A 24134-nucleotide genomic window follows, 5' to 3' on the forward strand; every position below is an offset into this window, starting at 1 on the left:
TTTTTAGCCTGTTTTCAGAAAACAGGCTAAAAACGGGGCTCATTGCTTTAGGCAGCATAGGCTAATCCTCTTTTTCAACTTCATGGGTTTCTACTTTCACAGCATGTTCAACAGGTTTAATGCCTTGGTCGTGCGCTCTGGAATACACTTGGGTAAATTCGGCGCCCAAAAGAAAAATAATGGAAGTATAATACACCCACACCAGAATAAGAATCATGGAACTGGCGGCACCATAGCTGCTGGCAAGCGGATCGTACTGCAGGTAAATGTTCAACACGTATTTTCCTATCACAAACAAAATAGCTGTCACGGTGGCACCCACCCAGACGTTGGGCCACCTTATTTTAGCATCGGGCAGTACCTTGAAAATTGCAGCAAAAATGGCGATGCTGATCAGAACAGACACCAGAAAATTTCCAGCGGTGATCAAATAAACAGCCACCCCACTAAACTGACTCCTCAGATATTCATTAAGCACCCCCAATATCACCTCTATAGACAGTGATACCATCAGCAGGAAACCCAAGCTCACCACCATGGCCAGCGAAAGCACCCGGCTCAGAATCATGTTCAACCATGCTTTCTGGGGCTTCGCCTTCACCTCCCACATGGCATTGAGGGCATCTTGCAACGCCACAAAAACCGTGGTTGCAGTAAATATCATGGTAGATACTCCTATGATGGTACCTATAGTACTTGACGAAGATTGGCTGGCGTTCTCAATAATGCTCTGAATCTGCAGAGCGCTGTCTTGACCCACTACTCCCCCAATTTGCTTAACCACCTCACCCCGCACCGCATCTTGCCCAAAAGCAGACCCGGCAATTCTTATTAAGATGATAAGGAGGGCGGGCAGCGAAAAAATGGTGTAAAACCCAATGATAGCCGCATAGTCCAGGGGCTTGTCATCGGCAAATTCTTTGAAAGTTTTTTTGGTGAGTGACCAGGTAGAGGTTAAAAACTCAGTCATACTGTAAAGGAAGATCAGACAGAAAAGACTCTACAAAAGAATTAGCTTCCAGAATTATTGGTTGCTTCTGCGTTTTACCTCAGACTCCAACACCTTTAGTTCAGCTTCTGCCGCTTTCAACCTATTCTTTGCAGCTTTCTCACGCAGTTCTGCCTCTTTCGTGTTACTTTCTGCGTTTCTCACCTCTGCTCTCAGATTTTCTACGTGCTCACGCTGTGTTTTCACGGCCGGATCATTTGACACACTGCTGTTAAAAGCAGAGCAACTCACCATCAGCGGAAATCCTAGCATCAGTACACATGTCAATAATTTAATCTGTTTCAATGAATTCATATTTCAGGAAGAATAGTAAGAGCTTGTTTTTACGGGTAGCCGGAAGCATGGTTATTTGCGGTGATTCCACCACAGAAAATCTAATTATTTCCGGCAGGTCATTTTAAGCCTCATTTCAGGAAAACAGGCCCAAAAGAGAAAAGCGTGGGAAACGCAAAGTATTGCGCCTCCTCAAAATTCATTCTGTTCGTTTAATAGACTTAGCAGCGTTGCACGATTTGGCAGTGTCGGTGGAACCCTTAAGCCAACTGTTACAGATGCTTGCATAATGAACTAATTGGGAGTGTAACGGTTCGGCAGGTCCGTAGAGCGCTGGCGCAAAGGACAAGCACAACAGTAAAATTTCCCTATACAGCACCCCAGCTCCAAATGCTACCAAACAACTGATAGACAGAACAAAAAATTACATCTACTTCTCTGACAATATATAGGGAATTTGTATGTTTAAGAGAATATATACCACCTCTCTCTTCACCTCACATGAAGCTTTTCTATACTTCTTCTCCGCTCCGTGCTATTTGGCAGGGCCTGGGGCTTATTTGCCTTTTGCTTACGTTCAGTTGCCGGGGCAAAAGCGATGAACTGCGGCTAGAGCAGAAGAATTTTGAAGCGGAAATAGCGCAGGAGCAGAACCTGGTGTTCACTTTTGACAAAAAGCTGGTACCTGACTCTCTCCTGAACAGGTGGGACACGGTGCCGTACCTCACCTTCAGCCCCAAAGTAGAGGGGAAATTCAAATGGGCTTCACCTGATGAGTTGGTGTTTTCTCCGTCTAAGCCCTTCGCCCCCTCTACTGACTATAAAGCCAGCTTAACCGAGAACCTGTTAAAGCATTCAGAAGCAAAACTGAAGATTCCGGCGGGGCAGGATGTAAGTTTTCATACGGCCTACCTGGCGCTAGAGAAAGCCAAAGCGTTTTGGGTGCGCAACGAGAATAATCCTACTCAACTAGAGGCCAGCCTGCTTCTTGACTTTAACTACCCTGTGGCCTACGCCAAACTGCGCGAACTGCTCAGTGTGATCCAAAACAATACTCAGCTGCCGCTGGAGCTGGTGAGCAGCAACCGCGACCAACTCACCGTTAAAGTCAAGAATGTCAATCAGACTTCTGAGGCTGCGCTTCCGGTACAGTTGCGCATAAATCCGGGCCTATCTACTACCGGCAGCACTTACGCCACCAAACTACCCACTGAGCAGGAAGTGGTGCTGCCCAGTCGCAGACAGATGCAGGTAACCGAAGTGCTGCCGGCGCTGGAAGAAGGGCAGCAAAGCATTTATGTGTTCACCTCTCAGCCGATTACCAACGCCGATTTACAGAGCATTGTAACGTTGAATCCGCGGCGGGAATTTACGGTAGAGCGGCTGGAAAACGGCATGGTGCTACGAGGCGAGTTTGGAAGCAGTCAGAATTACACGTTGTTGGTGGCGGGTGAAATGGCAGGCGTGGTAGGCAAATCACTGGGGCAAACGTACCAGCATCCGGTCTCGTTTCAGAACAACCAGCCCAATCTGTCTTTTGTGAATCAGAAAAGTATTTACCTCAGCAGCCAGGGTGCCCGCAACATAGCCCTGAACATAGCCCAGGTGCCGCGCATAAAAGTGAGCATTGGCAAAGTGTATGAAAATAACATTTTGCGCTACCTGCAAGACGGTAAAATGTACGACGGCTATTATGACGAGGAAAACGAGGAATATTATTCTTTCTCCTCTTATGAAGTAGACGAATCTAATGGTCGAACCATCTTCGAGCGCGAGTATGAAACCAGTAGCCTATCTAAACAAGGTCAGAGCCACCTGCTCCACCTCGATCTGGCCGACCTTGATTTTGACAGCCAGTTCAAAGGCCTGTACGTGCTCAACGTCACCAGCACCGACAAGAACTGGATGAAGGACTCTAAAATTATTTCCGTGTCAGACATTGGGCTTATTTCAAAACAGGGACAAAACGAAGTACTGGTGTTTGCCAACTCCATTCTTAACGCCAAAGCCCTAGAGGGCGTCGAAATAAGGTTTATCAGCACCAACAACCAGATAGTGCACAAGGCTACTACCAACTCAGATGGCGTAGCCCGCTTTTCTGACATAGACAAAACCGCCCCTGATTTTAAAGTAGGCATGATCACCGCCCGCAAAGACCAGGACTTCAACTACCTGCCCTACAGGCAAACTCAGGTAAACACCTCCCGTTTTGATGTGGGCGGCAAACGTACCACGGCCACACCCTATGACGCTTTTATCTACGGCGACCGTGACCTGTACCGGCCCGGCGACACAGTACACGTGAACACCGTTGTGCGCACCCAAGACTGGAAAACTGTGGCCGGGCTGCCAATCAAAGTGAAACTGTTGTTACCTAACGGCAAAGAGTACCGCAGCCAGAAAGGCACGCTCAACAAAGAAGGCGCCCACAGTGCTACCTTCTATCTTCCCACTTCCGCCGTTACCGGCACCTATACGCTGGAAGTATACTCTGGCAATGACCTACTGCTGAACTCACAGAAAATTGGTGTGGAAGAATTCATGCCTGACCGCCTGAAAGTAACGGCCGTGCTGAACAAAATTGAGTTTAGAGCTGGAGAGCAACTACAGGTGAACATCAACGCTATGAATTTGTTTGGGCCACCCGCCTCTGGCAGGTCGTATGAGGTACAGCTGAGCCTGAAAAAGAAACCATTTGAACCAAAGGGCTTCGATGACTACAACTTCGACATCAAGACCTCTGGCGATGTGAGCATACAGAGCAACGTGCGGCAGGGCCAGACCGATGAGAAAGGAAATGCGCAGGAGCAATTCACCCTCAGCGACCATCAGGATGTAGGCCAGTTGGAAGGCACACTTTTCACCACTGTATTTGATGAAACCGGCCGACCCGTCAACCGGTTAAACCGCTTCACTGTCAATACTCAGAACGACTATTACGGCATTAGAAAATTTGACACTTACGTGAGTACCCGCCAACCTTTGCAGGTGCCGCTCATCGCCCTCACCCAAGACGGGAAGCCTACCCCTTCTACCGTGCGGGTGCAGTTGGTGCGGTACACCTATGAGTCGGTGATTGAGCGGTATTCAGAGAATTACGGGTATAATTCCCAGCGCAGAGAGAACATACTCATGAATGAGATTTTCGCCATTCCTGTAGGCGGAAAAGCCATTCAGTTTACGCCTATGGCCTCGGGAGAATACGAGCTGCGCGTGATGCGGCCGGGCGCCTACAATTACGTATCTCAACGGTTCTACGCCTACGGCTGGGGAGACACGGAGAGCACTTCCTTTGAAGTGAGCAATGAAGGCGAAGTAGAAATTTCCATGGACCAGGAAAGCTATGAAGTGGGCGACAAAGCCAAGCTCTTGTTCAAAGCACCGTTTGCGGGTAAAGTTCTGGTGACCGTAGAGCAGAACAAAGTCATGAGCTACCATTACCTGGAAACCGATAAAAAAGCCGCCTCGCTTTCGCTGCCAATAAAAGACGAGCACCTGCCCACGGTTTATGTTTCGGCTATAGCTATTCGGGAAATGAAAGACAACCAGCTGCCGCTCACCATTGCCCGTGGCTTCAAACCCATCAACGTCACCAAAAAATCAACTAAACTAGAGGTAGCCGTTATTGCCCCTGACCAAACCCGCTCTAAACGGGTGCAGCAGGTGAAGGTGAAAACCGAGCCCAACACTGAAATAACACTGGCGGTGGTAGATGAAGGCATTCTGCAAATGAAAGATTACCAAACCCCAGACCCGCACAGTTTCTTTTACCAGAAACGTGCCCTTGAAACCAGCACGTATGACTTATATCCCTTCCTGTTTCCTGAAATCAGTGGTCGCAGAAGCAGCGTGGGCGGCGACGGGTATGACCTGGAGAAAAGAATCAATCCGCTTACCTCTAAACGGGTAAAACTGGTGTCTATCTGGAGTGGTCACCTTAAAACCAACGGTAGCGGCGAAGCTACGGTGAACGTTAAAGTACCTGAGTTCTCCGGAGCCTTGCGGGTGATGGCGGTGGCTTACAAAGGCAACGCTTTCGGCTCCGCCGATAAAATTATGCGGGTGGCAGACCCAATTGTCATCAGTACCGCACTACCGCGTTTTGCCAGCCCTAAAGACACACTGTTGGTGCCGGTAACGGTGAGCAATACCACCTCCAAAAGAGCACCTGCCAGTAGCACCATTTCTGTTTCAGGACCTTTGAGGATAGTAGGTTCCAGCACTAAAACCACCACCATTAACGGCAACACTGAGAGCCAAATAACATACCAGATTGTGGCTTCTCCGGCCATTGGTCAGGCCAAAGTGGTGGTGGCTGTAAAAGCCATGGGCGAGCAGTTCAGCAACAGCACCGACATTTCAGTTCGTCCGGCCGCCCCTTTAACTAAAATAACGGAGGCGGGCTCAATGAAAAATGCCACTACTCTGGCCATCAACCCGAAACATGACTTTATACCCTCTTCGGTTGCTTCTAAGCTGGTGGTGAGCAGTTCACCTTTGGCGCAGTTCACCGACGACATTACATACCTGCTCCAATACCCCCACGGCTGCCTGGAGCAAACCACCTCCACCGCTTTTCCGCTGCTATACTATACTGATTTAGCCCGTACCCTGAATCAAGGAAGTAAAGCCCGCACCTTCAACCCTAATTTCCTGGTTCAGGAGGCAATCACTAAAATTGAGTTGATGCAGCAGTATGACGGCGGCTTTACCTACTGGCCCGGCGGTTCCCATACAGATTGGTGGAGCAGTGCCTATGCCACGCATTTCTTGTTGGAAGCTAATAAAGCTGGCTTTCCGGTTAGCTCAGAAGTGTTGGGCAGAGCTATGGAATACCTGCAGCGGATGGTGAAAACCAAAGCCACCGAAGAGTACAAGTACTACAACGCCAGCCGTAAACTGCAGAGCAAGCTCATTGCCGCACGTGAGACCATTTACTCGCTCTACGTGCTGGGGCTGGCCAACAAGCCCGATTGGCCTACCATGAACTTCTACAAAGCCAAGCCGGAGCAACTCTCCACCGACTCAAAGTACCTGCTGGCCAGCACCTATTCCCTGAACGGCAGTTACCAGAGCTTCAGTCAGGTCTTGCCCCGCTCTTTTGCCGGAGAAACTTCTGTCAGAGCCATGGATGGCAGCTTCTACTCGCCTGTGCGTGATATGGCCATTGCTTTGAATAGTTTGGTAGAGGCTAACCCAGAGCACCCGCAGGTGGGCACACTTTCAAGGCACCTATCGCAGGAACTGCGCAGCAAAAACTGGTACAACACCCAAGAGCGGGCTTTCGCCTTATTGGCCCTAGGCAAACTGGCTAGCCGCAGCAAAGGCAACCAAACCGTGCAGGCAGTGCAAAATGGTAAAGTGGTGGGGAAATATAACGGCAAAGACCTTACCCTGACAGACCAACTGAACAAAGGAGCAGTCAATCTAAAAAGTGCCGGCAACGGGACCCTTTACTACTTCTGGGAATTGGAAGGCATCAGCCAGAGCGGCGCCTATAAACAGGAAGACAGTCATCTGCAGGTGCGCAAAACTTTCTATGATCGCAACGGAGCGGTCATCACCAACCATACCTTTAAGCAAAACGACCTGGTGATTGTGCGGGTAGAGCTGCAGTCTTTGGATAACAGAACCGTGCCTAACGTAGCCATCACTGATTTACTACCCGCTGGATTTGAGATTGAGAACCCGCGCCTGATGACGTCGCGTGAATTCCAGTGGCTCCAGAACATGTCTCCTGCCGAGCCAGATCACATAGACATCCGCGACGACCGCATCAATCTATACACTACTGCCAAACCTAAACCACAGTACTTCTTTTATCAGGTTCGTGCCGTGAGCCCCGGTGTCTTTCAAATGGGGCCAATTGGCGCTGATGCCATGTACAATGCAGAATACCATTCTTACTACGGCGCAGGAACGGTCAGGGTAAATAGATGAAAGTTATTTGAGCAAGAAGACAAGGTAGGAATTTCGTTTTCGGGCTGTTTTCTCAATAGCAGCCCGAAAACAAATGAAGATGATTGATGGCAGGTGCGGCAGAAACTCTGCTTTCTCCTTCTATCAAAAAGATGTTTAGTCTTGGGAAATATATGAGTTTCAGGCTTCTTTTCAGGAAACCACGCCTAAAACAGCAATATCTTGAAGCTTGAAATGGTTAGGCTTTTTCTACTTCGCCAATGAAAACTGCCGAAGCCACTCCTCCGCTTCTGCCTTATCATCGAAGACTTTGGCCTCGAAAGATTTTAGGTTTGAGTAGAAAGTGGAAGCGGTAGACTCTGCAAATGTTTCTGGCGAAGTGATCAAAGCAAAATGCTTTAATCCCGCACGTGCCGCTCTAGGTGACCAGTCGTTCAGCACCCAACCTAAAGAATGATTCCAGCTACCTAAAATCAAACGGGTATCATTCAAGACACAACTATAGCCAACATCCGCCAGTGCTTTAGTATATGCTTCGGCACCAGTTTTGATGTTTTCTTCAGTTAAATACCCCATCCAGTTTACATGTACCCATTTGTTTTTTTTATCAACATCAATAGTGAGGTAAACGCGACCAAAAGGATTTCTTAGCTCTTGCATCATATCTTGTAAAAAAGCAAATCTATGCTAGAACTGCTTAACATAAAAGTGACTAAAATAGTTTGTGGCTATTTGTCGGGAGCCTGCAAAGTTTTAATAAAAATCAGAAGTAAAACCGCAAATGGAGTTTCTATCTATATATCAGCCTTTACCACAGGCTTGGGTTTACATAAATGGAAAAGCACTGTACTAAATACGTAAAAGAAATGGCTAAATGTTTTGGGGCTGATTTTTCTAAAACAGGTTCAAAACAAATTCATGAGCATCCATTTGAGAGGGAATTAGACCAACTCCCTCCTTCTTCTTATCTTTAAAATGAATTCATAGTCTTCTTTATTCCCGCACATGCCGCCTGCCAAAAGTTTTGACCCAAAGCTTCCATTTGTTTTTTTAAACAAACGGTGGCGGTTTTTATTAGCTGGCTTTCTGCTTCTCCCTGTTTTGCTGTTCATTCTGCTGAATTTAGCTTTCCCGCTAAAGGTAAATATTTCATTTTCACAGGTGATTACTGCCAAAGACGGAACGGTGATGAACGCCTTTTTGAGTGCAGATGAGAAATGGCGAATGCAGCTGGAGGAAGATGAAATAAACCCTGTTCTGAAGCAGGCGGTGCTACTGAAAGAGGACCGTTACTTTTATTATCATCCAGGGGTAAATCCGGTGGCGGTGGGCCGGGCGTTTATGAACAACCTGCTCCAGGGACGGAAAACCTCGGGAGCCTCTACCATCACCATGCAGGTGGCAAGGCTCCTGCACCCCCAGGAAAGAACTTACGGCAATAAGCTGGTGGAAATGTTCCGGGCGCTGCAGCTGGAGTGGCGGTACAGCAAAAACGAAATTCTGCAGTTGTACCTAAACCTGGTACCTTATGGTGGCAACATTGAAGGGGTAAAAGCGGCATCGGTGCTGTACTTCCATCAGTCTCCGAAACAATTGAGTCTGGCGCAAGCGGTCACCTTAACTGTAATTCCCAACAAGCCCTCCTCGCTGCGGATTGGGGTGCAAAATGCGCGCATAGTAGACTTTAGGAACAAATGGCTGCAGCGATACGCAGAACAGAGAGCATTTCCTGCGCAAGCCATTGAAGATGCCTTGGCAGAACCCCTGAATGCCGCAAGGTTAGACGCTCCGAAAATAGCCCCGCACTTTGCCTACCGCATGCGCCGCAAGTTCTCCCAGCAATCTAACATCAAAACCAACCTGAACCCGGCGGTACAGGAGAAAGTGCACCAGCTGGCATACAACTATATGCAGAAGATGAAGTTCCGGAACATCCACAATGCATCGGTACTGGTCCTCAACAATCAAACTATGGCCGTGGAAGCTTATCTTGGCTCCGCCGATTTCCATGATGATTTCCATGCGGGGCAGGTAGACGGGGTGCGGGCAGTACGGTCTCCGGGTAGTACGCTGAAGCCATTTCTCTACGCCACCGCTTTTGACAAAGGCCTCATTACTCCTAAAGCCGTAGTGACAGATGTGCCCATTGACTATTCTGGCTACCGCCCCGAAAACTACTACGGTACCTACAGCGGCAACGTAACCATTGAGCGGGCATTGGCTACTTCACTGAATATTCCGGCGGTAAAACTGCTGGACCAAATGGGCGTAGAGGCTTTTGTGCAGAAACTGCAACAGGCAGAATTCTCTGAAATGAAGCGCCGCGCCAGCAACATGGGCCTGTCCATGATCTTAGGGGGCTGTGGCACCACGCTGGAAGAACTCACCATGCTGTACGCGTCTTTTGCCAATCAGGGAAAACATGCGCCTGTCCGTTGGCTGCAGCAGGACACGGCGCGGCAAGAAAAGCAGTTATTAAGCCCAGCGTCGGCGTTTATGGTGAACCAGATCCTGACGCAGTTGCAGCGGCCAGATTTACCGCACAACTCCCAAAGCAGTGCCCATTTGCCTAAGATAGCTTGGAAAACCGGAACCTCTTACGGAAGAAAAGATGCCTGGAGCATTGGTTACAACAAGCAGTACACAATTGGCGTGTGGGTGGGCAATTTCTCTGGCGAGGGCGTACCTGAACTCAATGGAACTGATACCGCCACTCCTCTGCTTTTTGCGTTGTTCAACGCTATTGATTACAACAGCCCCAACCAATGGTACAAGGCTCCGCAAGGTGCCGCCTATCGGACTGTCTGCGCAGAAAGCGGCTTACCGGCAAACAACTTCTGCCAAGATCTGGTGCCAGATACTTACATTCCAGGCGTTTCAACTGTTCTTAAATGTTCGCACCTGAAAAAGGTGACGGTGTCTGTAGATGAAAAGTTTGCCTATTGTACCAGCTGCGAACCTGCCGCTGGTGTGAAACAGAAATGGTACCCTAACTACGCCCCTGAAATTGTCACCTTCTTTGCGGCGGAGCATCTGCCCTTCCAGAAGCTTCCGCCACACAACCCCAGCTGCCAGCGTATTTTTCAGGAATTTGCCCCGGTAATCACTTCACCAACCGCCAACATGGAATTTATTCTGGAGCGTGAAGAGCACCAGAAACTGATGCTGCATTGCAACACCATCAACGAAGTAAAAAAAGTGTATTGGTACGTGAACGACAAGTTCTTACAGTCAGCCGCGGCCAATGAGCGGGTCTTCTTTGAGCCTACTCAGGCGGGGCAGATCAAAATTTCCTGTACCGATGACCAAGGCCGCAATGCCAACACCTACATAAAGGTGCGGTTTATCAGGTAAAGAAAGTGAACTTTCTAGGCACAGGCCAGCTCAGAATCCTCTTTATGGGCAACCATAAGAGCAGCCTTAGGAAGCACTACAGAGAAGGTAGTTCCTTTTCCTTCCACGCTTTCCACTGAAATGGTGCCTCCCATGCTTTCCAATAGTTCTTTGCAGAGCATTAAGCCAAGGCCAGTGCCAACTTCCTGAGAAGTACCAAGGGTGGTAAACCGCACTTTGGTGAACAGTTTAGCTAAGTTTCTTTCTGATATTCCCTTGCCCGTATCTGATACTTTAATCACCAAGGCACCATTTTCCTCTTGGGCTTTCAGCGTCACTTTATCTCCAGGATAAGAGAACTTAACCGCATTCATGAGCAGGTTTCTGAACACGAAGGCCAATCGCTCTCTGTCGGCCAATACGGCTGCATTCTGCTCAATTTGATTTTCAAATAAGATATTTTTCTGCTCAGCTTTGTCCGTCACCAACTGCAGGCAATCTTCTACCAGATCAAATGCACTGATAGGTTTTATCTGCAGGGCGTCTTCCTCCATCTGATTTCCGGACCATACCAAAATATTATTCAGCATTTCCAGCACCACGTCTACGTCTTTGCTGAGCAGGCCAAAAATTCGCTTCATGTCTTGCTCAGACATAAGGTTTCCCTGCCCCAATTGCAGTACTCCTTGTATGGTGGTAAAAGGAGAACGCAAATCATGTGACACTATGGAAAATACTTTGCTTTTGAAGTGGTTATGCTTCTCTAGCAATTCATTCTGTTTTTGCAAAGCAATAGCCTGAAGCTGAATTTCTTCCTTCTGCCGAATGATTTCCTCGTTTTGGTTTTTTAATTGGTGGCTAACATTCTTCAGCTCATTGTTGGCAGCTTTTAAATGCTTTCTTCTTAAAACCAATTCAACCAGCACCATGAATGCCAGCACCAAAAAAGTGATACATAAGCCCAATACAACCCGTTGATGCTCTATTTTCACAAGTTGGCTTTCTTTCTCAGCCCTGAGCTTTTGTGTCTCTAAATCGCGCTTGTCATTTTCATAACGAGCTGTAATTTCTGCGGCTGCCCTATTTTGACTTTCTGCATCCAGTTTATCCTGATGTTCCAGATAAAGCGACTGGTATTTATAAGCTTGCGTAAAGTTTTGCTGCTCCTCATATATACTTTGCAACAGCTTGGCTGAGGCAGAAATCTTTTTGCTAGAGCCTGTTTGGGTAGCTATGTCCATACTCTTGAGAGCATACACCAACGCCTCTTTATAATTTTGCTCGGCAAGGTACGACTGGGCCAAAGTGCCAAAGGTCACAGGCATATTCATCTTATTCTGCACCTCAGCATCTAATTTAGCTGCCTTAAAAAGGTACTCACGGGCAGTGGCGGGCTGGTTCAGTTTAATGTACATTTCTCCAATATTCTGGAGAGTAATGGCATAAGACTGCTTATCAGACAAGGCATTAGGTATCTCGGCTGATTTGTAAAAGTACTTTAATGCTTTCTTATACTCGGTGTTATCAGCATGAAGGCTACCAATGTTATTGTAGACCTTGCTCAGCGCCAGATTATCTTTCGCTTTCTTTGCCAAATTTTCGGCAATGGCATAGTTCTCTAAAGCTCTTTTCTGATCTTTGGTCTTTTTGTTGAGCACGCCAAGTTTAGTGTAAGTAACCAGCAACTGCGTGGTATCCTTTGCTTTTAAACCCAACGTAAGGGCACGATAAAACAGCGCCAACGACTTGTCAAACTCGCCCAGTACTAAGTGCAAGTGACCCTGTTGGTTCAAGGCTGTTGCTAACCCAGAAAGTGAATTAATTTTAGTAGCCACCTTCTCAGCGGCTTTGGCATGCTGAGTGGCTTTAGGCACATCTGACAGAGCATATTGCTTACTGAGGGCGCAATGCAAAATGACTTTAGCTGAGTCAGAGGAGGATTTTGAAAGCGCTGCAGACAGGCTATCTATCTGCGACTGCTGTGCTAAAGACGCAAATGGATATAAAAAAATAAACAGTAAGAGTAATCTCATATACAATAAAGGGGGTACATAACTAGTGCCGGCTCATTGCTCTGCATCTTCTACAGCTCAACTTAGAGACAACAGCTCGCGGAAATTCATTCAATTTCCAGTTTATATTTTTTGCGCCTAAGTAACTGTAAATTAGTACAAGTTACTCAATTTCAGAAGGGAATTAAGAGGGGAGTATAAATTTAATTTATTTAATATATCCTCTCCATCCTTAGGATATACTTTTGACTGCTCCTACTGAAGGCTATTTGAAATTAAGCAAAGAAAAAGCACCCTTTTTCATGTCAAACATAATACTTTCAAAATACATGTATCTACATAAAAAGCTGTTTCAGGGCTCTTTTTTCAAAAAGAACCCTGAAACAGCTTTAACTAATATATAATGTTTCTTATATTAAATTAATCTCTGTTTTGACTCAGCAGGCTCATCGACTTTACCATATTTATAAACTCTACCCGATACCCTTCTTTATCTTTACTGCGAGCACCCTCGGCTAACTCCAGTACCAAAGGATATGAAGAAGCACCCTTGTGCTCTGAGTCACGGAGGAGCATTCCGAAACTGGCCACGGCCGCCGAGAACCGGAAGTTATCAGACGCTTGGGCAAAAGCAATTCCATTCTTTTGTACCACTTGCTGCAGTAGCTTGCTTTTGGCTCCATCGGGTTCTTTGTAACGCAACTTAATGGTCACCATCTCGTCTGGGTTCACCGCTTTGGTCGTGGCCTTCACCTCCTGGTACTTCAATTCATCTACCTTGGCCAACGTGGTAGATGAGGCCGCTCCTACGGGTATAATTTCATATAAAGCTGTTACGGTATGGCCAGAGCCTAGCTCGCCGGCGTCTTTTTTATCGTTGTTGAAGTCTTCGCTCTTCAACATGCGGTTTTCATACCCAATAAGCCGGTAAGCTTTCACCACGGCTGGATTGAACTCCAGCTGCAGTTTTACGTCTTTGGCTATGGTAAAAAGTGTACCACCAAACTCATTCACGAATACTTTCTTGGCTTCGAGCAGATTGTCAATGTAGGAGTAGTTGCCGTTGCCTTTGTCAGCCAGAGTTTCCATGCGCGAATCTTTGTAGTTGCCCATGCCAAAGCCCAGCACCGTCAGGAACACCCCTGATTCCCGCTTCTCCTCCACCAGCCGCTCCAGCTCTGAGGTGCTGGATACGCCCACGTTAAAATCACCGTCGGAGGCTAGTATAATGCGGTTGTTGCCGCCTTTCACGAAGTTCTTCTGGGCAAGTTGATAAGCCAGTTTGATTCCGGCTCCACCCGCGGTAGAGCCACCGGCTTGAAGCCGTTCTATGGCGGCGTAAATCTTTCCCTTTTCTGCACCGGAAGTTGGCTCCAGCACCTGACCCGCTGCTCCGGCGTACACCACTATGGCTACTTTGTCTTGGGGCCGCAGTTGCTCCACCAGCATCTTGAAGCCGGCTTTCACCAAAGGCAGCCGCTCTGGCGTATCCATAGAGCCTGATACATCTATCAGAAACACCAGATTAGAGGCCGGTAAGTTCTCCGTGGGGATTTCTTTGCCCTGTAGACCAATGTGCAGTAATTTGTTCTCTTTGTTCCAGGGACAGTCAGACAACTCCGTCACCACCGAGAACGGATGCTCCCCCTGCGGCTGCGGGTACTGGTAATTGAAGTAGTTGATCATCTCCTCTATGCGCACTGCGTCTTTGGGTGGCGTTTGGCCGTTGTGCAGAAAGCGGCGCAGGTTACTGTAAGAAGCGTTGTCTACGTCAATAGAAAAAGTAGAAAGCGGATTGTTCTTTGGCTCTAGAAAGGCATTGTCATGAATAGTAGTGTATTCTTCAGTATTATAATCTCCTATAACCTCCTGATCCCTTTTCACTACTGGTGGAGTAAATTTGACAGAACTTTTTATGCCGGCAACCCCTCTAATCAATATCTTTCCGCTTTTGGACTTGGTACCATAGCCGGTGACCACCACTTCTTCCAAAGCACGGCCGTCAACAGCTAGTTTTACGTTGATTTTGGTCTGCTTCCCTATCTTCACCTCCTGACTTTTGTAGCCAAGAAAGGTGAACACTAAAATATCACGCTGCGCTGGCACCGTGATAGAATAGGCCCCGTATTGGTCTGTGGCTACGGCAGTAGCAGTTCCTTTCACTTGCACAGTTACACCTGGCATTCTTTGACTAGATTGGGCATCGGTTACAGTTCCGGTAATGATTCTGTCTTGGGCCTGCAGCACAAACACCAGTAACATAAAGGCGATAGTTGAGATAAATTTTTTCATGGCTTTAGCGGTTGGTTTCCTGTTAGATGCAGCCTTAGCGCTAATTCCACACGGTGGTCATAAAAATTTTGAATCTTTTTTTACTTAAACAAAAGTTTTAAGAGATATAAGGAATTGTGTTTCTCAAGCATTTCTGTTTTCAGGCTGTTTTTAAGAAAACACCTCCAAAACAGAGGAGGCAAAAGAGAATTAGATTAGGCTGAAGAAAATTATGTAGCGACATCCGGTATATTCTATTTATTTTAGGAGTCTGTTAGCCAACTGCATCGCCAAATCTTTTAGAAGCCGTTTATCCGGATACCAGCCGTTCGGCCAATACTTCTAATGTTTAATTCATAATTTCCAATTTGGCTAAGCCAAACCATGTTTCTCAAACTCTTCTCCCGTGCAAAACCTCCCGATGACCTGGAGTTGGTACAGCAGTACCAGCAAACTGGTGACGTGGACTGCATAGGTACTTTGTTTGAGCGCCACACCGAGATGGTGTACCTTGTCTGCCGGAAGTACCTGAAAGTCGAAGAGGAAAGCCGCGACGCGGCCATGCAGATTTTCGAGAACCTGCTCACTTCCCTGAAAAAGCACGAGGTCACCAACTTTAAGAGCTGGCTCCACACTACCAGCAAGAACCACTGCCTTATGCTGCTGCGGTCGGCTAAAAACAAAACCACCCAGACCTTAGATGAAAAGTTGGTGCTGTCTGTGGAATCATCGGCTCATTTGCATCCTCCTAATGAAGAACAGCACGAACAGGAGCTACAACTTCTGGAACAAGGTTTGATAGAGCTAGGCACAGAGCAGCGTACTTGCCTGGAACTGTTTTACCTGCAACAGAAAAGTTACAAAGAGGTGGCCGACCTAACGGGGTGGGAGCTTAACAAAGTGAAAAGCTATATTCAAAACGGCAAACGAAACCTGAAACATTATCTGGAGAAAAATTATGAACAGCCCTAACCTAGGTACAGACTGGAGCCCGGAGGATCATCCTCCGCTGGGGCTGCTGCGGCAGTACCAAACGGGTGCGCTGTCTCCAGAGGCGGAACACAAGGTGGAGCGCCACCTGCTTTCTTGTGAGATGTGTTCAGATGTAGCCGAAGGGATGGCTTTGTCTTCTCCAGAAGTTACCCAAGCCGCCGTGACTGACATAAAAAGTAGGTTGCAGGCGCGGCTTGCCGAGCAGAAAAAAAGAGCAACACCTTTGTGGTTTGATTGGCGCGCCGCCGCTGCCATACTGGTGCTGCTTTGCTCGCTAGGCGTGGTGGTGTACCAGCAATACAGCCAACACCGTCTTAACGACACACTGGCTACTGAAACTGCACCTGTTCTCAAACCCGCAGAGCCACCAATGGCCATACTTGCCCCGGAAGTACCCACTTCTCCGTCTGAAAAACATGAAGCAGAAAAAAGCGTGGCAATTCTGAAACCCCTGGCACAACAGAAGCAGCAGGAAGTAGTCAGGTTCACTCCGCCGGTAGTCAAAAAGGATGAAGAAATTATGGCTGATGCAGTTCCTAAGAATCAAACACCTACTTCCAGCGGGTTTCTAGATCTGGCAGAGGAGGAGAACCTAAACCAAATTGAATCAACGGCACCGTTAAAAATCACCTCGGCTGGTCGTCTGACAGATTCTGCTTGGCAGTCAGACCAGAAGGCGATAGCCGTAAACAAGCTAGCCGCCGATGATGAGTCGCGGCAAAAAGCCAAAGCCAGTGCCCCTCCAAAAATCATGATCAGAGGCAACTCTTCATTAGCAGGCTCCACCGCCTCTGTTTCGGCAGCACCAATGATAGTGGGCAAAGTTGTTTCTACGGACGGCGGGGCCTTGCCTGGGGTAACCGTACAAATCAAAGGCACTGCCCAAGTCGTTTCCACCGACATAAATGGGCAGTTTCAGTTACCTCTGCCATCTGATAAACAGACGTTGGTGTTCAGCTACCTAGGTTTTATACCGAAGGAATTAGTAGTGAAAAATAACAGCAAACCACTGGAAGTCCAGCTACAATCTGATGACAGAGCATTGTCAGAAGTAGTGGTGGTGGGCTATGGCACGCAGACAAAAGCCGCAACGCCTGATGTGGTCATTGCCCCAAAACCAACGGGTGGCATGTTAGCTTTTAGAAAATACATAAAACAAAACCTTCGCTACCCTGAGGCAGACAAAGCCCAACAGGTGAAAGGACGAGTAGTAGTGGAGTTCACCGTTTCTAGATTTGGCAAAACTGAAAATCCACGGGTGGTAAAATCACTTAGCCCAACCGCCGATGCGGAAGCTCTACGGCTTATCAAAGAAGGGCCATCTTGGCAAGCAGGTACCACCAATGGGGTTCCGGCACCACAGCAAGTGAAAGTTGCCATTCGGTTTAAACTACCCTAAGTATTGTACGTTAAAGGTCAGAATGAAAATTTCCTTGCAGCAAACCTGGCATCAGCTCGCCGCGCACTTTTCCTCAGACAAAGCACTGATCCACCACCTTTGGAATGAACTGGAAACGGCATACTCTGCCACCTCCCGGCACTACCACACATTACAGCACCTACAGAACATGCTGCAATTGGCGCAGGAGCATGAAGCATCAATGCAGAGACCTTTGCTGGTGCAGTTCGCTATATTTTACCACGATGTGGTCTACAAAGCATCCCGCACTGACAATGAAGAGAAAAGCGCCGAGTTTGCCGGACTACGATTGCTCCAATTAGGCTTATCAGAAGAGCAGGTGCAACAGGTGCAGGAAATGATTCTCGCCACCAAAAAACATGAGGTTCATTCAAACCCAGATGTAAACCTGCTGCTAGACCTGGATCTTTCCATTCTGGCGAAAGATTGGGAAGCATATCAGCAATATTGCGGACAGATACGGAAAGAATACCGCCTCTACCCCGATTTCCTGTATCTGCCCGGACGTGAGAAAGTGCTGCTCCATTTTCTGGGGCAGGAGCAAATTTTCAAAACCCCACTTTTCAGAGATCTTTGGGAAGAGAAGGCGCGGAACAATCTGCAAAAAGAGCTGGAGACTTTGATCTAACTTCTCCTCCTCTACCGTACCATTCAGAACAAAAGACAAAGTTTGGCCATTTTTGCAAGACCTAATACACCATTTCAATTCTTTGAACAGTGCAGCTCGCTCGGCTACTCTTTTTCAGCCCCCCTTTACAAATAGCTGATTTTGGCCTACTTTTCCGAAAACAAGCCAAAAACAGCGTCATGAAAACCATTAGGTGGGGAATAATAGGCTGCGGAGATGTAACCGAGGTAAAAAGCGGACCAGCCTTTCAGAAAATAGATAACTCAGAACTGGTTGCCGTCATGCGCCGCAGCGCCGACAAAGCGCAGGACTATGCCCAACGGCACGGAGTATCAAAATGGTACAGCAACGCTTCTGATCTGATTCATGACCCCGAAGTAGACGCTGTGTACATTGCTACTCCACCAGATTCTCACCTGGAGTACACCCTGCAGGTGGCTTCTGCGGGCAAACCGGTGTATGTTGAAAAGCCGATGGCCTTGAACTACGCCCAGTGCCAGCAAATGATAGAGGCCTGTCAAGAGGCAAGCGTGCCCTTGTTTGTAGCTTATTACCGCCGGTGCCTACCCTCCTTTCTTAAGGTGAAGGAGTTGGTAGATAACGGTGCTATTGGTGAGATCAGGTTTGTGAACATCAGGCTTTTCCACCCGGTGCAGTCTAACCTTCAGCAAGACCAGCTGCCTTGGCGCGTGCAACCGGATATTGCCGGCGGGGGGTTATTTTATGATCTTGCTCCGCACCAGCTCGACTACCTAGACTTTCTTTTGGGGCCAATATCCACTGCCTCGGGACAAACCGCCAACCAAGCAGGCCTTTACCCCGCCGAGGACATTGTGACCGCCCATTTCTCTTTTAAGAGTGGTGTACTCGGCACCGGCACCTGGTGTTTTACGGTGCACCCTCAGCAGCATACCGATGTGATAGAAATAGTAGGCAGTAAAGGCCGCATCACCTTCCCTTCTTTTGCCCTTGAACCCGTAAAACTAGAAAATGAGCAAGGAACTCAGGAGTTCCTGCTTCCGCCCCCGCCCCACGTGCAGCAGCCGTTTATCCAGACCATAGTGGAGGAATTGACAGGCCAAGGCACCTGCCCCAGCACCGGAGAATCAGCTGCGCGCACTGCCTGGGTTATGGACCAAATCACGAAGTGATTTTAATTCTGCTCTTTTGTAGTACAATCAATTGCACAACCCTTTCTCCCCGCTATTCACGAAGTAGAAAAAGGAACTTAAGCTGCTCTAGCTTGTTAAAGTTAGTACCGCAAAGAAGTTGACGGCAAGTTAGTTTTATTGCAACCAAAGTGGTTTTTTATTTCGTACTTCTAAAAAAACGCATTTTAGGAAGAACGATTGGTTGAATTTTATCATTTTACTAGAATTTATAGGAAAGAATATTTTTTAGTACCTTGATTATTGATATATTGCGCAATCGATTGCATTTTCTATTATTTAGCTATGCTACATAGATTTTTAAAAATACATCCGAATGATAATGTGCTGGTAGCACTTACGGATCTGACACAGGGTGAAACTATCTCCTATGAGGGGAAGGATATTGTGCTGGTGGACAATGTGCAGGCAAAGCACAAGTTCGCCGAAAAACCACTTCACGTGGGCGAGGAGATTTTCATGTATGGCTCCTTGGTAGGCAAAGCGGTACAGGAGATTCCGGCCGGCGGCGTTCTTACTATCCACAACGTAAAGCACGAAGTACACGGGTTTGAGGGTAAAACCAAAACCACTGGCTGGAATGTACCAGATGTGTCGCGCTGGGCCAACAAAACCTTTATGGGGTACCACCGCGCCGACGGCCAAGTGGGTACCGGCAACTACTGGCTTGTTATTCCTTTGGTTTTCTGCGAGAACCGTAATGTAGATATCATTAAGCAGGCGTTTTTGGATGAGCTGGGTTTTGGACAGCGCGACCTCTATAAGGCTTATGTTTCTCAAATGGTGGACCTGTACCAGTCTGGTAACACTGAGGCCATTGAGACGCTTACTCTGCAGCGCACTGAAACGCTGGCAAAGAAGAGAATTTTTGATAATGTAGACGGAATCAAATTCCTGACGCACGAAGGGGGTTGCGGCGGTATCAGACAAGATTCTGATGCGCTTTGCGGTTTGTTAGCCGGCTATATCAACAACCCGAACGTGGCCGGCGCTACAGTGCTTAGCCTGGGCTGCCAAAACGCGCAGGTAAGTATATTGGAGAAGGCCATCCAAAAAATCAGTCCTAATTTCAATAAACCACTGGTCATACTGGAGCAGCAGAAAGAGGGCACCGAAACCGAGTTGCTTTCCCAGGCCATCCGGAAAACCTTCTTGGGACTGATTGAAGCGGATAAAAATATCCGCCAACCTGCTCCTTTGAGTAAATTGGTGATTGGCCTTGAGTGCGGTGGCTCTGATGGATTCTCTGGAATTTCTGCCAACCCTTCTATCGGACATACCTCTGATTTAGTAGTAGCCTTGGGTGGTAAATCGGTTCTGTCTGAGTTCCCTGAGCTTTGCGGTGTGGAGCAAGACCTGATAAACCGCTGCGTAGACAACCCCACCGCCGACCGCTTTGTGCACCTGATGCGCTCTTATGCCCGCGCTGCCGAAGCTGTTGGTTCCGGTTTTGACATGAACCCGAGCCCGGGCAACATCAAAGACGGGCTTATCACTGACGCTATCAAATCTGCCGGTGCGGCCAAAAAGGGAGGCACCTCCCCTATTGTGGACGTACTGGATTACCCAGAGTATATTACCAAACCAGGTCTAAACCTGTTGTGTACTCCAGGCAACGACGTAGAAAGCACCACCGCATTGGCTGGTTCTGGCTGTAACATTATTTTGTTTACTACTGGCTTAGGTACCCCTACCGGTAACCCAGTTACCCCGGTAATCAAAGTAGCTTCTAACTCTAAGTTAGCCGAACGGATGCCGGATATCATTGACGTGGACACTGGCGCTGTAATTGCCGGTGAGAAAACCATTGAAGAAATGGGCGAAGACATTCTTGACTTCATCATTGAAGTAGCCAGCGGCAACATCCAAACCAAAGCACAGATTTTAGGTCAGGATGATTTCATTCCGTGGAAAAGAGGTGTGTCTCTGTAACAACTCATTTAGCCAACTAACAAAAAAGGCTCCTTCAGCAGGAGCCTTTTTTGTTGGCACTACACCTCTGGCGCAAGCGTCCGCTTGTGTCCACAGGCACAACAAATACATTTGGACACAAGCGGACGCTTGCGCCAGATTGTAATAATAATTGTGTTATCGCCTCTAATACTGGCTTAGTTCTTTCTCTCTGGTACAACTGCTTTAGGCCAGAATGTAACAGATTGAATAATGCCGTTAAACCAAGAGCGCTGGTCCATACGGGTGCCGAGGGAAACTTTAGCTGAGGCTGGGATTGAGCGATACTCAATCTCACCCTGTGTTTCCAGTTCTCCGTTCACGTAACCTTTCAGCTGTTTGTCTTTGTACACCAATGTCATGGTAGCCCACTCTTCTACTGGGTGAGTCTTGGTTGAATCAATCAGTACCAAAGAGCCGTCTTCATGCCGAAGAAAAAAATCTGCGTACCACTGCTGACGGTTGTTCAGGCGCAGTTCCATCAATAAGCGTCTGGGGCCATCGGGGTGTTCCTGCAGGTGTAGAAAACGCTGCTCCACATTGGCAGGCCAGGCGTTGGCAGGCTTAAACACTACCTCAATAGTAAACTCCTCGGCTCCGGCCAATGGATTACCACTCACCAGCAAGCCATCATTTACCCCATCAAACTCAATTCCGAATTTATCCGGTGAAGACACAAGTTTAGGTTCACCTGAAACCGTGACGGAGTGACCGCCAATCTTCTCCAGAGATTTTAACTGCCAGGTTGCTTTCTTCACCGACGCGCAGGACGATAAGCAAAACGCCGCCAGCACTGCACAACTGAAGACTGCATTTTTAGTCTTCACCCAACTGTAGATCCACTCGCTCATTTCTGTACAATCCGGTTGGCCAAGTCCAATTTCATGTTCTTTATTTCCCGAAGAACAATTTGTGCCACCTCACGGGCGCCTAGTTCATTGAAGTGCGTATCGTCTACTTTTCCTTCAGGATAATTGGGGTGCTGTCCCGGTTCCAGGTGCATGAAAAGCAGCTTCGATTTGTCTTCACCGAACTGCTCCAGCAACTTTTGCGTGTGGCGGTCTAAATCTATAAAGGCTACTTTGTTTTGCTGCGCCACCGACCGTACAATGTCAGAATACACAGCGTGGGTTTCTGCTACCTTGCCCACTTCTGTGCTATCAAATTTGCGACGGGCCGCGGGAGTCAGTAACACCGGAACAGCTTTTTTAGCTCGGGTCTCTGCTATGAAACGATTTAGGTTCGCGCGGTACTGGTCTTGGGGAGTATAGCTTTTCTTTGTTTCCACCTCATCGTTATGCCCGAACTGAATAAACACGTAATCGCCTTCTTTCAAAGTTTTGGCTACGGGCTGCCAGCGGTTTTCCTCCAGAAAGGTGCGGGTGCTCCGGCCGTTTTTGGCGCGGTTGTCAATCTTTACACTCTCGTCAAAGAAATACACGAAAGGCATTCCCCAACCAGTTTCAGGATAAGCTTTGGTTTCCTTCACAGACATGGTGGAATCACCTATCAAATAAATTGTGATGGGCTTTTTCTGCACCATAAAAAAGGACATCAGAAATAAGCTGGCCAAGGCCAGAGCAAAAGGGGTGATCATTAACTTCTTCATACTTTTATTCAGATTTCTGTTTTAGCGCCGTTTTCTGAAAAACATACCTAGAACAGGGTTTAAAAATTAGGACTGAGCACTGCTGCAAGGGCTACTAATAGCGTGCCAGTAAACTTGAATCCGGCTTTACCGACAGAATATTACTCTTCCAACTCCACTTTCTTGCCGTTAATGGTCACGTTCTCAAAGTGAATGTTCCTGACATTTGAAAAACGGTAAGGAACTTTCACGCTGTCAATTTCCACGTTCACTAACCGCAGGTTCTGTACCGGCGACTGCTCATGCGCCTCCAGTAGCACGCCTACCCTTCCTCCGTTTTTCACTTTCATGTCCCGTACTTCAATGTTGCGAACGGTGGGCATAAACGGACCTGAATCTTCATAGAACATGTTCACCCGTATCACCGCTTCGGCCACCTGCCCAACTTCAATGTTGCGGAGGTACACGTTTTCAATCACGCCGCCCCGCATGGTGTTGGTTTTTATGCGAAGCGCACGGTCCAGTTCTGGGCTGTTCATGGTACAGTTCTCGGCGAAGATGTTGCGGGCCCCACCTGAAATCTCACTACCAATGACTACGCCACCGTGTCCGTTGGCCATTGAGCAGTTCTGAATGATAATGTTCTCAGCGGGCACATTGACGCGGCGGCCATCGGCGTTACGGCCTGACTTAATGGCAATGCAATCGTCTCCGGTGTTGAAGAAGCAATCTTTGATGAGCACGTTCTTGCTAGATTCTGGGTCACAGCCGTCGGAGTTTGGTCCCTGACTCTCTACGGTAACTTTCCGGATGGTCACGTTTGTGCAGAGCACTGGGTTCAGAATCCACATAGGTGAGTTGCGGATGGTGACGCCTTCTATCAAGACATTCTCGCAGCGGTAAGGCTGAACGAATTGGGGTCGCAGGTAATGGCCGGTTCCAAAATTTCGCTCGTCCACTGGCACGTTCTGCTCAGCCATTTCAAATAACTTCTGGCGGCTGCCCTGGCTGTTCTGGTGGGGCATTCCCTCCTGCCAACCATATTTCTTGCTACCCTTCCAGGTCCACCAATTCTCATTAGAAGCCTGCCCGTCTAGCGTTCCTTCGCCAGTAACGGCAATGTTTTTCTCCTCAAAGGCATAAATAAGGGGCGAATAGTTCATCAGCTCCACTCCTTCCCAACGGGTGAGCACCAGGGGCAAATAATCTTCAGGTTTAGTGGAGAAAAGCAGAGTGGCGCCTTTTTGCACATGCAGGTTCACGTTGCTTTTCAAGTATATGGGGCCAGTAAGAAATTTCCCGGCAGGCACCACCACTCTTCCACCGCCAGCGGCGTGGCAAGCTTCTATGGCCTGCTTTATAGCTTGGGAACAGTCAACAGTTCCGCCACTTTGGGCACCATAAGCAGTAATAAGAAAGTCCTTATCTGGAAAAGAAGGTGCTTCTATATGCTGCAGAATCTCTTCTACTTGTTCCCAAGGGTCTGCCACAGGTTCTGAGGAATTAGTTTGCATAGTAGTCTTACCACAGGCGGCCAACCATAAGAGAAAGCCAAAGCTTAGCAGGCGT

General features: G+C 47.9%; 15 protein-coding genes. 7 read left to right on the forward strand and 8 right to left on the reverse strand.

What is annotated here, in order from left to right; translation table 11 throughout:
* Window positions 1–61: 61 nt before the first annotated feature.
* On the reverse strand, window positions 62–970 hold the full coding sequence (locus A8O23_RS17165) for a YihY/virulence factor BrkB family protein (protein ID WP_066623898.1): 909 nt from the start codon (window positions 968–970) through the stop codon (window positions 62–64).
* 54 nt (window positions 971–1024) lie between these two features.
* The gene (locus tag A8O23_RS17170) at window positions 1025–1303 is read right to left on the reverse strand and encodes a hypothetical protein (RefSeq protein WP_066623905.1); all 279 of its coding nucleotides are present in this window, start codon (window positions 1301–1303) and stop codon (window positions 1025–1027) included.
* Between the two features lie 480 nt (window positions 1304–1783).
* On the opposite strand from A8O23_RS17170, the gene A8O23_RS17175 reads away from it, so the two are divergent.
* Window positions 1784–7222 (forward strand): alpha-2-macroglobulin family protein, encoded by a 5439-nt coding sequence (locus A8O23_RS17175; RefSeq protein WP_066623908.1) that lies wholly within the window; start codon window positions 1784–1786, stop codon window positions 7220–7222.
* Between the two features lie 228 nt (window positions 7223–7450).
* Here the strand turns inward: A8O23_RS17175 and A8O23_RS17180 are convergent, their stop codons facing one another.
* Window positions 7451–7864 (reverse strand): SpoIIAA family protein, encoded by a 414-nt coding sequence (locus tag A8O23_RS17180; protein ID WP_066623910.1) that lies wholly within the window; start codon window positions 7862–7864, stop codon window positions 7451–7453.
* A gap of 342 nt (window positions 7865–8206) precedes the next feature.
* Between A8O23_RS17180 and pbpC the strand changes: the two genes are divergently transcribed.
* Window positions 8207–10555, forward strand: a complete 2349-nt coding sequence (gene pbpC / locus A8O23_RS17185) for a penicillin-binding protein 1C (RefSeq protein WP_066623912.1) — start codon at window positions 8207–8209, stop codon at window positions 10553–10555.
* 14 nt (window positions 10556–10569) lie between these two features.
* Here pbpC and A8O23_RS17190 read toward each other — a convergent pair whose 3' ends face one another.
* Together A8O23_RS17190 and A8O23_RS17195 are read right to left on the reverse strand one after the other, a co-directional pair.
* Window positions 10570–12567 (reverse strand): tetratricopeptide repeat-containing sensor histidine kinase, encoded by a 1998-nt coding sequence (locus A8O23_RS17190; RefSeq protein WP_066623916.1) that lies wholly within the window; start codon window positions 12565–12567, stop codon window positions 10570–10572.
* Between the two features lie 399 nt (window positions 12568–12966).
* Window positions 12967–14838 carry a vWA domain-containing protein gene (locus A8O23_RS17195; RefSeq protein WP_066623919.1) on the reverse strand — a complete coding sequence of 624 codons (1872 nt, stop codon included), beginning with the start codon at window positions 14836–14838 and terminating at the stop codon, window positions 12967–12969.
* Between the two features lie 363 nt (window positions 14839–15201).
* Here A8O23_RS17195 and A8O23_RS17200 point away from each other — a divergent pair, with 363 nt between their 5' ends.
* The 5 genes from A8O23_RS17200 (at window position 15202) to A8O23_RS17220 (ending at window position 20959) form a co-directional block, all read left to right on the forward strand.
* On the forward strand, window positions 15202–15789 hold the full coding sequence (locus A8O23_RS17200) for an RNA polymerase sigma factor (protein ID WP_066623921.1): 588 nt from the start codon (window positions 15202–15204) through the stop codon (window positions 15787–15789).
* Window positions 15776–17209: an energy transducer TonB gene (locus tag A8O23_RS17205; protein WP_066623922.1), complete on the forward strand. Its 1434-nt coding sequence runs from the start codon at window positions 15776–15778 to the stop codon at window positions 17207–17209. Before A8O23_RS17200 ends, A8O23_RS17205 begins: the two co-directional genes overlap by 14 nt.
* A 22-nt stretch (window positions 17210–17231) precedes the next feature.
* Entirely contained in the window at window positions 17232–17858 is a 627-nt protein-coding gene (locus A8O23_RS17210) for an HD domain-containing protein (RefSeq protein WP_066623924.1), read from the forward strand.
* A 179-nt stretch (window positions 17859–18037) separates the two neighbouring features.
* The gene (locus tag A8O23_RS17215; protein WP_066623927.1) at window positions 18038–19009 is read left to right on the forward strand and encodes a Gfo/Idh/MocA family protein; all 972 of its coding nucleotides are present in this window, start codon (window positions 18038–18040) and stop codon (window positions 19007–19009) included.
* 303 nt (window positions 19010–19312) lie between these two features.
* Window positions 19313–20959: a UxaA family hydrolase gene (locus A8O23_RS17220; RefSeq protein WP_066623930.1), complete on the forward strand. Its 1647-nt coding sequence runs from the start codon at window positions 19313–19315 to the stop codon at window positions 20957–20959.
* Between the two features lie 176 nt (window positions 20960–21135).
* On the opposite strand, the gene A8O23_RS17225 is transcribed toward A8O23_RS17220, so the two are convergent.
* The 3 genes from A8O23_RS17225 to A8O23_RS17235 all read right to left on the reverse strand — a co-directional run bounded on the left by A8O23_RS17225 (window position 21136) and on the right by A8O23_RS17235 (window position 24079).
* Window positions 21136–21828, reverse strand: coding sequence for a LamG-like jellyroll fold domain-containing protein (locus tag A8O23_RS17225; RefSeq protein ID WP_082883139.1), 693 nt, complete (start codon window positions 21826–21828; stop codon window positions 21136–21138).
* Window positions 21825–22586 (reverse strand): rhamnogalacturonan acetylesterase, encoded by a 762-nt coding sequence (locus A8O23_RS17230; RefSeq protein ID WP_239693433.1) that lies wholly within the window; start codon window positions 22584–22586, stop codon window positions 21825–21827. Before A8O23_RS17230 ends, A8O23_RS17225 begins: the two co-directional genes overlap by 4 nt.
* 140 nt (window positions 22587–22726) lie before the next feature.
* On the reverse strand, window positions 22727–24079 hold the full coding sequence (locus A8O23_RS17235) for a glycoside hydrolase family 28 protein (RefSeq protein ID WP_153042261.1): 1353 nt from the start codon (window positions 24077–24079) through the stop codon (window positions 22727–22729).
* Window positions 24080–24134 lie beyond the last annotated feature (55 nt).

Origin of the sequence: Rufibacter roseus (assembly GCF_001647285.1) — a bacterium.
Taxonomy (GTDB): domain Bacteria; phylum Bacteroidota; class Bacteroidia; order Cytophagales; family Hymenobacteraceae; genus Nibribacter; species Nibribacter roseus.